This window comes from Deinococcus aerophilus (assembly GCF_014647075.1).
GTDB classification, from domain to species: Bacteria; Deinococcota; Deinococci; order Deinococcales; family Deinococcaceae; genus Deinococcus; species Deinococcus aerophilus.
Map to the genome: position 1 here is coordinate 156,298 of NZ_BMOM01000006.1, position 12,400 is coordinate 168,697.

The 12,400-nt window shown below is 66.5% G+C and carries 16 protein-coding genes and 1 pseudogene; 13 read left to right on the forward strand and 4 right to left on the reverse strand.

Annotated features, from left to right (window positions below; genetic code table 11):
- Nucleotides 1-82: 82 nt before the first annotated feature.
- Nucleotides 83-892, forward strand: a complete 810-nt coding sequence (locus IEY21_RS06045; RefSeq protein ID WP_188902373.1) for an AAC(3) family N-acetyltransferase — start codon at nucleotides 83-85, stop codon at nucleotides 890-892.
- Between the two features lie 81 nt (nucleotides 893-973).
- On the opposite strand, the gene IEY21_RS06050 is transcribed toward IEY21_RS06045, so the two are convergent.
- Together IEY21_RS06050 and IEY21_RS06055 are read right to left on the reverse strand one after the other, a co-directional pair.
- Entirely contained in the window at nucleotides 974-1,945 is a 972-nt protein-coding gene (locus tag IEY21_RS06050) for an NAD(P)/FAD-dependent oxidoreductase (RefSeq protein ID WP_188902375.1), read from the reverse strand.
- A gap of 67 nt (nucleotides 1,946-2,012) precedes the next feature.
- Nucleotides 2,013-3,380: an FAD-dependent oxidoreductase gene (locus IEY21_RS06055; RefSeq protein ID WP_188902377.1), complete on the reverse strand. Its 1,368-nt coding sequence runs from the start codon at nucleotides 3,378-3,380 to the stop codon at nucleotides 2,013-2,015.
- Nucleotides 3,381-3,722: 342 nt separating this feature from the next.
- Here IEY21_RS06055 and infA point away from each other — a divergent pair, with 342 nt between their 5' ends.
- From infA to IEY21_RS06095, 8 genes are all read left to right on the forward strand, one after another.
- Nucleotides 3,723-3,965 (forward strand): translation initiation factor IF-1, encoded by a 243-nt coding sequence (gene infA / locus IEY21_RS06060; RefSeq protein ID WP_029476435.1) that lies wholly within the window; start codon nucleotides 3,723-3,725, stop codon nucleotides 3,963-3,965.
- Between the two features lie 116 nt (nucleotides 3,966-4,081).
- Complete coding sequence (gene rpmJ, locus IEY21_RS06065) at nucleotides 4,082-4,195, forward strand: 50S ribosomal protein L36 (RefSeq protein WP_011530969.1); 114 nt, start codon at nucleotides 4,082-4,084, stop codon at nucleotides 4,193-4,195.
- 1 nt (nucleotide 4,196) lies between these two features.
- A complete protein-coding gene (gene rpsM / locus IEY21_RS06070; RefSeq protein ID WP_188902379.1) occupies nucleotides 4,197-4,577 on the forward strand; it encodes a 30S ribosomal protein S13 in 381 nt (126 codons plus the stop codon).
- A gap of 3 nt (nucleotides 4,578-4,580) precedes the next feature.
- Nucleotides 4,581-4,976 (forward strand): 30S ribosomal protein S11, encoded by a 396-nt coding sequence (gene rpsK / locus IEY21_RS06075; RefSeq protein ID WP_046843186.1) that lies wholly within the window; start codon nucleotides 4,581-4,583, stop codon nucleotides 4,974-4,976.
- Nucleotides 4,977-5,140: 164 nt separating this feature from the next.
- Entirely contained in the window at nucleotides 5,141-5,761 is a 621-nt protein-coding gene (gene rpsD / locus IEY21_RS06080; RefSeq protein WP_188902381.1) for a 30S ribosomal protein S4, read from the forward strand.
- 11 nt (nucleotides 5,762-5,772) lie between these two features.
- Nucleotides 5,773-6,780 carry a DNA-directed RNA polymerase subunit alpha gene (locus IEY21_RS06085; RefSeq protein ID WP_188902383.1) on the forward strand — a complete coding sequence of 336 codons (1,008 nt, stop codon included), beginning with the start codon at nucleotides 5,773-5,775 and terminating at the stop codon, nucleotides 6,778-6,780.
- Nucleotides 6,781-6,834: 54 nt separating this feature from the next.
- Entirely contained in the window at nucleotides 6,835-7,185 is a 351-nt protein-coding gene (rplQ, locus tag IEY21_RS06090) for a 50S ribosomal protein L17 (protein WP_029476425.1), read from the forward strand.
- A 132-nt stretch (nucleotides 7,186-7,317) separates the two neighbouring features.
- A complete protein-coding gene (locus IEY21_RS06095) occupies nucleotides 7,318-7,890 on the forward strand; it encodes an RBBP9/YdeN family alpha/beta hydrolase (RefSeq protein WP_188902385.1) in 573 nt (190 codons plus the stop codon).
- Nucleotides 7,891-7,958: 68 nt separating this feature from the next.
- Here IEY21_RS06095 and trxA read toward each other — a convergent pair whose 3' ends face one another.
- Entirely contained in the window at nucleotides 7,959-8,318 is a 360-nt protein-coding gene (trxA, locus tag IEY21_RS06100; protein WP_188902387.1) for a thioredoxin, read from the reverse strand.
- A gap of 128 nt (nucleotides 8,319-8,446) precedes the next feature.
- Between trxA and IEY21_RS06105 the strand changes: the two genes are divergently transcribed.
- The 4 genes from IEY21_RS06105 to IEY21_RS06120 all read left to right on the forward strand — a co-directional run bounded on the left by IEY21_RS06105 (nucleotide 8,447) and on the right by IEY21_RS06120 (nucleotide 11,761).
- The gene (locus IEY21_RS06105; protein WP_188902390.1) at nucleotides 8,447-8,803 is read left to right on the forward strand and encodes a DUF309 domain-containing protein; all 357 of its coding nucleotides are present in this window, start codon (nucleotides 8,447-8,449) and stop codon (nucleotides 8,801-8,803) included.
- Between the two features lie 99 nt (nucleotides 8,804-8,902).
- The gene (locus IEY21_RS06110; RefSeq protein WP_188902392.1) at nucleotides 8,903-9,499 is read left to right on the forward strand and encodes a LabA-like NYN domain-containing protein; all 597 of its coding nucleotides are present in this window, start codon (nucleotides 8,903-8,905) and stop codon (nucleotides 9,497-9,499) included.
- Entirely contained in the window at nucleotides 9,489-10,505 is a 1,017-nt protein-coding gene (plsX, locus tag IEY21_RS06115; RefSeq protein WP_188902394.1) for a phosphate acyltransferase PlsX, read from the forward strand. Before IEY21_RS06110 ends, plsX begins: the two co-directional genes overlap by 11 nt.
- Before the next feature lie 71 nt (nucleotides 10,506-10,576).
- Nucleotides 10,577-11,761 (forward strand): mechanosensitive ion channel family protein, encoded by a 1,185-nt coding sequence (locus IEY21_RS06120; protein WP_188902396.1) that lies wholly within the window; start codon nucleotides 10,577-10,579, stop codon nucleotides 11,759-11,761.
- 7 nt (nucleotides 11,762-11,768) lie between these two features.
- Here the strand turns inward: IEY21_RS06120 and IEY21_RS06125 are convergent.
- Nucleotides 11,769-12,400, reverse strand: a pseudogene (locus tag IEY21_RS06125) (ATP-dependent zinc metalloprotease FtsH); the annotation flags it as partial.

Genomic DNA, 12,400 nt, shown 5'->3' on the forward strand with positions numbered 1-12,400 from the left:
GCCTCGCGCTTCTGGAACCGGGGGGGCATTTCGGGCCATGGTCTCTATTCCTGGGCCGCGCCGTGCGGATACACTGGGGGCTGTGCTGAACCTGCTGCGAAAGCCTGCTGTAACGTCCGCCGAACTCGAAGGCGGGCTGGCGCAACTGGGTCTGGACGGCACGCAGCACATGATCGTCCACGCCAGCCTCAAGTCCTTTGGCACGCTGGACGGTGGAGCCAGGGCCCTGGTGGACACCATGCAGCGCCGCGCGGCCACGCTGGTTGCGCCGGCCTTTACCTACAACACCCTGCTGGGCCGGCCCGGCAGCGTGGTCCACTCGCGCTTTCACCGTGACTCGCGGGTCAGCCGCGACATCGGGCGGGTCTCGCAGGAACTCGTGGACCGCGCCGACGCCCTGCGCTCCTTTCATCCGACCCTGAGCTTCATTGCGCTGGGGGAGGAAGCCGCGCGCATCACCGCCGCGCAGTCGCTGTCCAGCCCGTACCAGCCCATTGGGGCTCTGTATGACCTGGACGGCTATGCCCTGCTCATGGGTGTGGACTTCGGCAGCAACACCAGCGTCCACTACGGTGAGCATCTGGCGGGCATGCCGCTGCTGACACGTTATGTCCCGCTGGACGGTCAGGTGTTGCCCACGGCCTTTCCCAACTGCTCGGCCGATTTTGACCGCCTGCTGCCCGAGCTGGAGTTTCTGGGGCGCTCGGTGCGGGTGGGGGGCTCCACCCTGCGGCTGTACCGCGTCCGGGATCTGGTGGACCGCACCGTAGACCTGCTGCGCCGCAACCCCGAGGCATTGCTGTGTCAGTTCCGGGGCTGCCGCTGTCAGGAGGTGCGCCAGATCGTCCGGCGCGACGGGCTGCGGCCCCGGACCCACACTGGCCTCCTGTGAGCTGTGAGCGCTCAGGGCTGAGGCCCCGCCTGACATTGCACCGAGGTCGGGGGCAAGAGGAACGGACCTGGCAGGCCGGGTTCAGGCCCGTTTTTCGCTGCTGTGGCCCGGCCTGATCCTCAGCTCCGGCCGGACATGGTGTGCGGCGTGGTTGGCAGCCACTGCCGCCTGGGCAAAGGCCAGCGAGATCAGCTTGAAGTCGGTGCTCGACTGAGCCATGTCCCCCACCGCATACACCCCCTCCAGCGCCGTGCGCCCACCGGGGCCGTCCGGTACGTAGTCCCCCTGCCAGTTCAGGGGCCAGCTCTGAACGGGGGAGAGGTCGGGCAGGTAACCGTTGAGCACGAGAATGGTGTCGGCCTCGACGTTCTGTTCGTGTCCGTCGACCTCCAACTCCGCGCCCCATTCGGTAAGTCGCCGCAGGGTGGCGGGGGCCCACACCGTCAGCTGTCCCTGTGTCTGCATACCTTCCAGCCGGGCCAGCGCGTCCGGGTCACCCCGGAACCCGGCGCGGCGGTGCGTCAGGGTGACCCGCGCTCCCGCCGCCGTGAGTTCCAGCGCGGCCCGCGTGGCCTGCGGCACGCCTCCCACGACCAGAACCCGTCGCCCGTGCAGCGTGTCGGGGTCGGGCAGGTCGGTGCGTACGTCCGGGTGAAGGTCAGCGCCTGGAACCCGCGCCTCACGGGGCCGCAGCGCTCCCAGGCCCGCCGCCAGAATCACCGCGCCCGCCGTGAACACCCCCGAGGTCGTGCCCACCTGCCAGCCGTCGCCCACACGCTCCAGCGTCCGGGCCAGGGTATGGACACGCAGGTCGACATCCAGCCCGTCCAGTTGCCGCTGCAGGTGCGTGACCACTTCCGCCGCCCGCGTGGCGGGCAGGCCGGGCACGTCGTAGACCCGCTTGTCGGGATACAGCGCGGCCAGTTGCCCGCCGATCTCCCCGCGCGCCTCCAGCACCCGGACCGACAGTCCGCGCCAGCCCGCATAGAAGGCGGCGTGCAACCCCGCCGGGCCACCGCCGATCACCAGAATGTCTGTATGTGGGGCCTGCATGACCTGAAGTATGGCAAGGTCACGGGCAGGCCGTCCTACCGGAGCGATTTCTGATTGAATTCCCAGCCTAGCCCTTGCGGTGGCCCAGCATCTCGTGTTTATGGACCACCTTGGCGCGCGGACGGCCCTGGGCCTGTCCCTGCGCCACCTCGTGGGCGTCCAGGGCCTGCCAGTCCTCGAAGGTGTACACATCCACGCCGCGTTCACGCAGCAGGGCGTCCACGGCGGTGCGTCCCGCTCCGCTTGCGGGAGTCAACTGCCCGGCCCCGGCGTCGGCGAGCAGATGGGCCACGGTGTCGGTGGCGTCCTTGCGGTTGGTGCCGATCACGCCGGTGGGACCGCGCTTGATCCAGCCGGAGGTGTACTCGCCGGATCGGCCCTCTACCCGGCCCTCAACGTTGGGAATCACCCCACCGCGCTCGTTGAAGGGCACGTCGGGCAGCGCCACTCCCCGGTAGCCCACCGAACGCAGCACCATCTGTACCGGCAGGGTTTCATATTCGCCGGTGCCCACGGCATTGCCCGAGGCGTCCAGCGTATTGCGCTCGACCCGCAGCCCCGCGACGTGGCCGTTTCCGTCGTCCAGAATCTCCACCGGCGAAACCAGGAACCGCAGATGAACATGCCTGGACTTGCCCTGTGCCTCGGGTGCACGGCCCGCGAAATCGCGCAGGACTTCCAGGTTCTTCTTCACCACATTGTCGCTGATACTGGCCTCGGCCGTCTCGTCCACGGCGACTTCCTGCGGTTTCACGACGGGGTCGGCATCGGCCAGTTCGCCGAACTCGCGAAGTTCCTTGGTCGTGAATTTGGCCTGCGCCGCGCCGCGCCGACCCAGAATCCACACGTCGCGCACCGGGCTGTGTTCCAGGGCGTCCAGCGCGTGCGGAGCGATGTCGGATGCCCGCAGTTCCTCCACCGTTTTCAGCAGGATGCGGCTCACGTCCAGCGCCACGTTGCCCACACCGATCACAGCCACTCCGTGGGCGCTGAGAACCAGTTCGCGGGCGGCGGCGTCGGGGTGGCCGTTGTACCACGCGACGAATTCGGTGGCGCTCATGCTGCCCTGCAGGTCCTCGCCGGGAATGCCCAGGCGGCGGTCGCTGCTTGCCCCCACGGTGTAGATCACGGCGTCGTAGTGGGCGCGGACGTCCCCGTGGGTCAGGTCGCGCCCGAACTCCACGTTGCCCAGAAAGCGCACGCGCGGATCGCTGAAGGTCTTCTCGAAGCCGCGCGTCACGCTCTTAATGGTCAGATGGTCGGGCGCAACGCCGTAACGGACCAGTCCGTAGGGGGTCGGCAGGCGGTCAAACACGTCGACCTCGACGGGCAATGCACCCTGCTTGATCAGAGCTTCGGCGGAGTACACGCCGCTGGGGCCGCTGCCGATCACGGCGACGCGCAGCGGACGTTCGGGAGTAAAGGTCTGGCTCATGGCCGGAAGTGTAGAGTCCGGCCGGCGCGAAAACCATGAAAAGGCTGAACGGAAGAGAAGAGCCCTCGCTGGAACTTCAGGCCAGGCAGCGGTTCCAGACGTCCGGCGTGGTCTGGAGGTTCGGGGCGCTTGTCATCAGCCTCGGGCCACAAGCGCTCCTGCTGTGAAAGGGAGCTCCATCACCAAAGAACCTGGCGTTCGCAAGGCTAATGTCCAGTAAATCAGGACGCAGCGGCGAACTGTCAGATTTCGGGGGGGCGGGTGCTTGCCAGCCGGGAACACGTCATGATAGCTTTACGTTTGGCTTGTATCAGGCCTGGAGGTTGCGTGGCGAGACGAAGAATGCCGGAACAGCGGGAAAAGAAGAAGAAGGAAGAGTCGGATACCGTACGGGCCGAAGGCGTCGTGGAAGAGGCGTTGCCCAACACGACCTTCCGGGTCAAACTCGATACGGGGCACGATATTCTGGCTTACATCAGCGGGAAGATGCGGATTCACTACATCCGTATCCTGCCAGGTGACCGCGTGGTTCTGGAAATCAGCCCGTACGACACGTCGCGCGGGCGCATCGTCTACCGCCGCTGAAAGGCGTCTGAGCAACACCACAGATTCCCCGCACTGCATACAGCGGGCAGGGGGTCGAGCGCTGCTGAGGGCGGGCCGTGAGACGGCCACGGCAAGAGGCGGCGCGAGGAGGAAGCATGAAAGTTCGCAGCAGTGTCAAGAGAATGTGCGACAACTGCAAGGTGATCCGCCGCCACGGGCGCGTACTGGTCATCTGCACCAACGTCAAGCACAAGCAGAGGCAGGGTTAATATGGCGCGTATTGCCGGCGTTGACCTGCCCCGCGAAAAGCGCATCGAGATTGCGCTGACCTACATCTACGGCATTGGCCTGACCCGCAGCAAGGAAATCCTGGAGCGCACCGGCATCAACCCCGACACGCGCGTCAAGAGCCTGAGCGAGGCCGACCAGTCCACCCTGCGTGAAGCCGTCGAGAAGACCTACAAGGTCGAGGGCGACCTGCGCAGTGAAGTGGGCCAGAACATCAAGCGTCTGATGGACATCGGCGCTTACCGTGGCCTGCGTCACCGCCGCGGCCTGCCCGTGCGCGGCCAGCGCACCAAGACCAACGCCCGGACCCGCAAGGGACCGCGCAAGACCGTCGCCGGCAAGAAAAAGGCCGCGAGGAAGTAAGCCATGGCGAAAAGCACCAAGGGCAAGACCCCGCGCCGCGCCCGGCGCAACATCAGTGCAGGCCGTGCTTACGTGCACGCCAGCTACAACAACACGATTGTCACCATCACCGACCTCGACGGCAACTCCGTCGCGTGGTCGAGTGGCGGCACCATCGGCTACAAAGGCAGCAAGAAGGGCACGCCCTACGCGGCCCAGCTGGCCGCCGCCGACGCCGTGAAGAAGGCCCAACAGACCTTCGGCATGAACATCGTTGACGTGATCGTGCGTGGCAGCGGCTCGGGCCGTGAACAGGCCATCCGCGCCATTCAGGCCAGCGGCATTGAAGTGAAGTCCATCATGGACGACACCCCCGTGCCTCACAACGGCTGCCGCCCCAAGAAGAAGTTCCGCGCTTAAGCGCGGGCTTTAGCGCCACTTCGCGCGCGCCCACCTGTCCCGCCGCCGCTGCCTCCTGTCTGGAGGCTGAAGCTGCAACCACCAGCAATGGCGGCGGGCTGCCAGAGGGCCGCAGACCCGGCTGACCCCATGAAGGGGGAGCGCCGTACCGAGGAGATCAAGAAATGGGTCGTTTCCGTGGATCGATTACCAAACAAAGTCGCCGTGAGGGCATCAACCTCGCGGAAACCGAGAAAGTCCAGAAGTACCTGGACAAGCGCCCCTATGCGCCCGGCCAGCACGGCCAGCGCCGTGGTCGCGGCCGTCCCAGCGACTACAGCGTCCGGTTGCGTGAAAAGCAGAAACTGGCCCGCCTGTACGGCATGGGCGAGAAGCAGTTCCGCAACCTGTTTACGGAAGCCTCCAACGTTCCCGGCGTGACCGGCACGGTGTTCCTGCAGCTCCTCGAGCGCCGCCTGGACAACGTCGTGTTCCGCATGGGCTTCGCCAGCACCCGCCGTCAGGCCCGCCAGTTCGTGGGCCACGGGCACATTCTCGTGAACGGCCAGAAAGTGGACGTGCCCAGCTACCGCGTCAAGGTCGGCGATGAAATTACCGTCGCCGAGGGCAGCCGCTCGATGGGCTTTATCCAGGAAAACATGGAAGCGCAAAAGCGCCGCCGCGTCAGCCCCTGGGTCGAGCTGAACCCCGAAACCTTCACCGGCACCTTCGCCCGCCTGCCCGCGCGCGAAGATCTGGCGCTGCCGATCAACGAGAACTTCATCATCGAGTATTACTCGCGCTAACGGAGGCCCCAGTGGATCAAAAGCGCCCTCAACTTAAAGCCCGCGTGGACGGCGATTACGGCGAGTTCGTCCTGGAACCGCTCACGCGCGGTTACGGCGTCACCATCGGGAACCCCATCCGGCGCATCCTGATGTCCTCGATCCCCGGTACTGCCGTTACCAGCGTGTACATCGAAGACGTGCTGCACGAGTTCTCGACCATTCCTGGAGTCAAGGAAGACGTTATCCAACTGATCCTGAACCTCAAGGAAATGGTTGTGAAGTTCCATGCTTCCGGCCCCAAGACCCTGACCCTGCGTGCGCAGGGCGAAGGGGTGGTCAAGGCCAGCGCCTTCGAGGTGCCCTCGGACGCCGAAATTGTCAACCCCGACCTGGTGATTGCCACCCTGGCCGAGGACGGCAAGCTGGTCATGGAAGTGCGCGTGGAAGAAGGCGAAGGCTACGTGCCCGCCGACAAGCACGCCACCAAGGACCGCATCAACTCCATTCCGGTGGACGCGGTGTTCTCGCCGGTGCGCCGCGTGGCCTACCACGTGGAAAACACCCGCGTGGGTCAGCAGACCGACCTGGACCGTCTGATCCTGCGCGTCTGGACCGACGGCTCCACCGGTCCTCAGGACACGCTGGACAAGGCCGTGGAAATTCTGCGTGACGAGCTGAACGTGTTTGGCAACGTCGAGAGCCTGCCCGCCGCGGCGCCTGAGTATCAGGCCCCGGTGTTCACGCCCGCGCCCAGCACGCCGCAACCCGGCGCGTATGACCTGCCCCCCACTCCCGCTGCGCTGAACCTGAATCCCGGCGATTACCCCGCCGAGATGGATTCGCCGCGCGTGACCCTGGAAGGCCTGGGTCTGACCACCCGCGTGCTGCATTCCCTCAAGGAAGAAGGCATCGACAGTGTGGACGCCCTGTGCGCCCTGTCCGACCGCGACCTGAAAAAGGTGCCCGGCATCGGCGAGCGCAGCCTGGATGAGATCAAGCAGCAACTGGCCCAGTTTGGGCTGGCGCTGCGCGACTAAGCCACTTTCCGGCCCCCGTTTTTCAAAGGGGCCGCGTTTTCAAGGAGAATCCTCATGCGTCACGGTAAAGCCGGTCGCAAGCTCAACCGCAACAGCAGCGCCCGCACCGCCCTGGCCCGTGCCCAGGCGACGGCGCTGCTGCGCGAGGGCCGCATCCAGACGACCCTCACGAAGGCCAAAGAGCTGCGTCCTTACGTCGAGAAACTGATCACCACCGCCAAGGGCGGCGACCTGCACGCCCGCCGTCTGGTGGCCCGCGACATCCACGACAACGACGTTGTCCGCAAGATGATGGATGAAGTGGCCCCCAAGTACGCCGAGCGTCCCGGCGGCTACACCCGCATCCTGCGCATCGGCACCCGCCGCGGCGACGGTGTGACGATGGCCCTGATCGAACTGGTCTGATCTCAGACCTGTTGTGAAAACCCCCCGCCCTGTGCGGGGGTTTTGCTTTTGGAGCGGGTGGGGTCGCTGTCGGGCAGACCCAGGAGATGTCTAAGCTCACGGTCGCTCTGCTGTCCCTGCTACCCTGCCCCCATGACCCCCACCCTGATCATCGTGCCCGGCCTGGGCGACAGCGGCCCGCAGCACTGGCAGACGCTGTGGCAGCACAAATTCGGCGCGGCGCGTGTGCGGCAGGATGACCCGGACCGGCCCGAGGTCGCGGCGTGGTCCGACCGCCTACAAACCGTGGTGGAGGCGACTCCCGGCGACCTGGTGCTCGTGGGGCATTCCTGCGGCGTGCTGAACATCGTTCACTGGGCGGCGCGGACCGGCGGACATGAACGGGTGCGTGGAGCGCTGCTCGTGTCCCCGACCGACCCGGAGCAGCCCGACATGCCTCAGCTGGCCCCGGCGGTGTGCGCGCTGGCTCCAGTGCCCCTGCGCCCGCTGCCCTTTCCGGCGCTGGTGGTTGCCAGCGAGAATGATCCCTACGCCCGCTACGAACGGGCCGAGACTTTCGCCGCTGCCTGGGAAGCCGAACTCGTCTCGGCCGGCGAGGTCGGGCACATCAATATTGCCAGCGGACACGGCGACTGGCCCGACGGTGAGGTGCTGCTGGGTGAGGCCCTGCACGCCTGGACCCCCCCGGACATCGTGCGCTTCTAGCACGACCTACAGGAAGGGCCACCCACGTCCAATCGGGTGGCCCAAACTGAATGGGGAAGAGGGGAGCTTTAGTTGGCGCTGACGGCGCTGCCGTTATCGGCGGCGGACGCCGCGCCGGCGTACTTGTCGAGCAGGGTTTCAAAGGCACGCTTGGGCTGTGCGCCCACCACGCCCTCTACCGGCTGGCCGTCCTTGAACAGGATCAGCGTGGGAATGCTCATCACGCGGTACTGGCCCTGCGTCACGGGGTTCTCGTCTACGTTGACCTTGCCGATCTTGACGCGGCCCTCGTACTGTCCGGCGAGTTCCTCGATCACGGGCGCAATGATGCGGCAGGGTCCGCACCACGGAGCCCAGAAGTCCACCAGCGTCAGGCCGGTGCTGATCTCGTCGTTAAAGTTGGTGTCGGTCAGTTCCAGAGGCTTCATGTCCAGAACTATACGCCTCGTCCCGCCGGGGGTAGATATGCCGCGCATGGGCAGGGGCTAACGCGTCATTCATTCGTGGTGGCCTGCGTTTCAATCGTGTGGCCGCAGTGTGGGAGTAGGGTGGGGGCATGGGTCTAGGCGGCGCAGATCAGCGGTTTTCAGAGGAATTTGAGGAGGGGGTGCGCCGGTTTGGCGCCGGACAGTGGTGGGAAGCCCACGAGGCCTGGGAGGACCCGTGGAGGACGGCGCACGGGCAGGAGCGTGACTTTCTTCAGGCCCTGATCCTGCTCGCGGCGGCGCTGCACAAACGCTGGCACCACGGCAGCCTGACGCACCGCAACTTCTACAAGGCCGAGGTGTATCTGGACCGCCTGCCCGCCGAGTACGCGGGGGTAGACCTCGCCCGGCTGCGGGCCGAGGTGTGGAGTGCGCTGCACGATGCGGCGCAGCGTCCCCAGGTGCGGCCCGCCTCCCCCCCCGCGTAGGGCTGCCCTGCCGGGCCACCGGTCCGCTATGCTGCCGGGGACATTCTGGCCGGCCGCACGGCCCCGGAAGACAATCACCGAACGGGAGACTGATTTCAGATGGAACGCATTGCACTTTTTATTGACGGGGCCAACGTGTACGCGGCGGCCAAGCGGCTGGGCTGGAACTTCGACCACCGCAAGATCCTGGACCACTTTGCTGCGGGCGGCACGCTGTACAACGCCTTTTATTACACCGCCGTGCCCACCCCGACCGACGACAAGCAGCGCCGCTTTACCGACGCCCTGACCTACATGGGCTACACCGTGCGCACCCGCCCGCTGCGCGAAGTCACCGATGAACACGGGGAGGCTTCCCGGCGTGCCAGTCTGGACATTGAGCTGGTCACCGACCTGCTGACCACCGCCGACCGTTACGACACGGCCGTGCTGCTCACCGGAGACGGTGACTTCGAGCGTCCGGTGGAGGTGCTGCGGGCACGCGGCAAGCGGGTGGTGGTCGCGAGCATCGCCGAGATGACGAGCTATGAGCTGCGCAATGCCGCCGACGCGTACGTGGACTTTAAGGACATCCGCGAACACGTGGAACGCCCCGGTTACCGGCTGCCCAGCGAGCAGCGCACCGCCGAGGGACGCGGCGCAGAAACGCGGCCTTTCTATGTCACGGCCGCGCTGGGCGAGGGCCATGACCGCTGAAGCGCCGGCGGGGCTGCCGATCGCGCTGGACGCGGTGGGCGGGGACCACGGCGCACCGCCGAACGTCGAGGGCGCGGTGCTGGCGGCCCGGGCCGGGGTGAGCGTGCTGCTCGTGGGCGAGCGGGTGGCGCTGCACGCCGAGCTGGGCAGGTATCCGGGCAGCTCGGCGTTGCCGCTGGAGGTCGTGGACGCCCCGGACGTCATTGGCATGGACGAACATGCCAGCGACGTGCGTGGCCGGACCGAGGCGAGCATCAACGTATGTACCCGGCTGGTCAAGGAGGGCCGCGCCGCCGCCGCCGTCAGCATGGGCCACAGCGGAGCGACCATGGCCTCGGCGCTGCTCACACTGGGACGCATCAAGGGTGTGGAACGTCCGGCCATCCTGACCCACCTGCCCGCCCGCGGCGGCATGACCACCCTGCTGGACGTGGGGGCCAATGCCGATGTCAAGGCCAGTTACCTCGCGCAGTGGGCGCGGCTGGCGACGGTGTACCTCAAGGTGCTGGAGGGCCGTGAGGAACCCACCGTGGGCCTGTTGTCCATCGGTGAAGAGGACCACAAGGGCAGCGCCCTGGTGCTTGAGGCCCACGCCCTGTTGCGTGGCCTGCACGGACACGGCATCAACTTTCATGGCAACGTGGAGGGCCGGGATATTTTTCTGGGCACCACCGACATCGTCGTGACCGACGGATTTACCGGCAACGTGGTGCTGAAGCTGGCGGAGGGCGAGGCCAAGGTGCTGTTCGGGTGGGTGCGCGACGCCCTGAAGAGTTCCCTGAAGTCCAAAATGGGCGGCCTGCTCGTGCGCGGCGCGCTGCGCGGCCTGGCCGAGCGCATGGACCCCAGCACCTACGGAGCGAGCATTCTGGTCGGGGTGCGCGGTCTGGCCTTCATCGGCCACGGCAGCGCCGACGCCCAGGCGGTCAAGAATGCCCTGCTGCGGGCCGACCGGGCCTACCAGGGCCGGCTGGTGCCCCGGCTGGAGGCGGCCTTCGGCGACTGAGCGGGCCTACCCGACTCCGCACCCCGGCGTTTTTCCTGCAGCGCTCACCTGCTTATGAGAGATTGGGCGCCATGTTGCACGCTTTGCAAGTTCAATTGATCAAACCTGAGGTGTGGGTGGGGCTGGCCCTGTCCCTTCTGATCGCCTACGCGCTGTACCGGGCCGGAGGAGCGCTGCTGCGTTTGCTGCACGGCACACTGGGCAACCGCTTCTTCGTGGCCCTGAAGGTGGTGTGGCTGCTGGTCATCGTGGTGGGGTGGCTGGCGGTCGCCACGCGCGTCGTGTACCTGCCCGACGTACCGGTGCTGTTTTCGCTGGGCCAGGATGTCGTGACCGGCTTCCGGAACACCGCCGGACAGTCCGTCGTCATCATCGCGCTCGCGCTGATCGCGTGGAATCTGGTCGGTACCTTCAGCAACCGCATCGTGACCAACGGCGAGGAATTCAGCCGCCGCAGCGTGCGGGTACAGACCCTCAAGGGCGTGCTGGAAAGCACCCTCAAGGTCATCATCATCATCATCAGCTTGATCGCAGGACTGCAGGCGCTGGGGTTGAACGCTACGAGCCTGCTCGCCGGGGTCTCGGTGCTGGGTCTGGCGGTGGGGTTTGGTGCCCAGAGCCTGATCAAGGACGTGTTCACCGGATTTTTCATCCTGCTGGAGGACCAGTACGGGGTGGGGGACGTGATCACGGTCAACAGCGGCACCCTCAGCGGCGGCGTGGAGCGCGTCAACCTGCGCGTGACCGCCCTGCGCGCCCTAGACGGCACCGTCCACATCATTCCCAACGGACAGATCAACACCGTCAGCGTGAGCAGCAAGGACTGGAGCCGGGTGGTCGCCACCGTGGACGTGACCTACAACGCGAACATCAACGACGCGCTGCGCGTGCTTAAAGAGGTCAGCGAGGAGCTGTACGCCGACGGCGAGTGGCGGCGCTACTTTCTGGAGGAACCCGAGATTCAGGGGGTCACGCAACTCGCCCCGGACGGCGTGACCCTGCGGGCGCTGTTCAAGGTGTTGCCCAAGAGCCAGTACGCCGTGGGCCGGGAATTCAACCGCCGCATCAAGATCGCCATGGATCAGGCCGGCATCGAGATTCCCTTCCCTCAGCGCAGCCTGAATTTTGGCGGCTCACCCATCGAGATCCGTCTGACCCGGGAGCCTTCGGAACGTGCCTCTCTGAATCAGGACCGCACCAGTGCTCCCGTCCGGCCCAGCGAGACCCGCGATCCCGACGATGAGGACCGGGGGTAAGCGCTCCTCACGTCAGACCGGGCAGGGGCACCTTGCCCAGACTGACCGCGGGAACCTCCTCCAGCTGACCGCCGGCGAGCAGGGTGGAGAATTCCTCGCCTGAGAGCGTCTCGCGGCGCAGCAGCACCCGGACAATCTCGTGCACCCCATTGAGATGCTCGCGGATCAGGCTCAACACCCGCCCGTAGGCGGCGTCGATCAGGGCGAGCACCTCCTCGTCCACTTCCTGGGCCGTCGCCTCGCTCATGGGCTGCATCTGCGGTCCGCCGCCCAGATAACTGCCCTGATCGCTGGCCAGCGCGACCTTTCCGATGCGGTCGCTCATGCCCCACTCGGTGACCATGCGCCGGGCGATGTTCGTCGCCTGCTGAAAGTCGTTCTGCGCGCCGGTGGTGATCTCGCCGTAGACCACTTCCTCGGCGGCGCGGCCGGCCAGGGCCACGGCAATCATGTCCTCCAGCGCGGGGCGGGTGACGTGCAGGCGGTCGTCGGCGTCGGGCATCATGAAGCCGGCGGCCCGGCCACGCGGCACGACGGTCAACTTTGCTACCCGGTTGGCGTGGGGGAGCAGCTGGGCGGCGAGGGCGTGACCGACCTCGTGGTAGGCCGTGACCTTGCGGTCGGCTTCGCGCACCACCA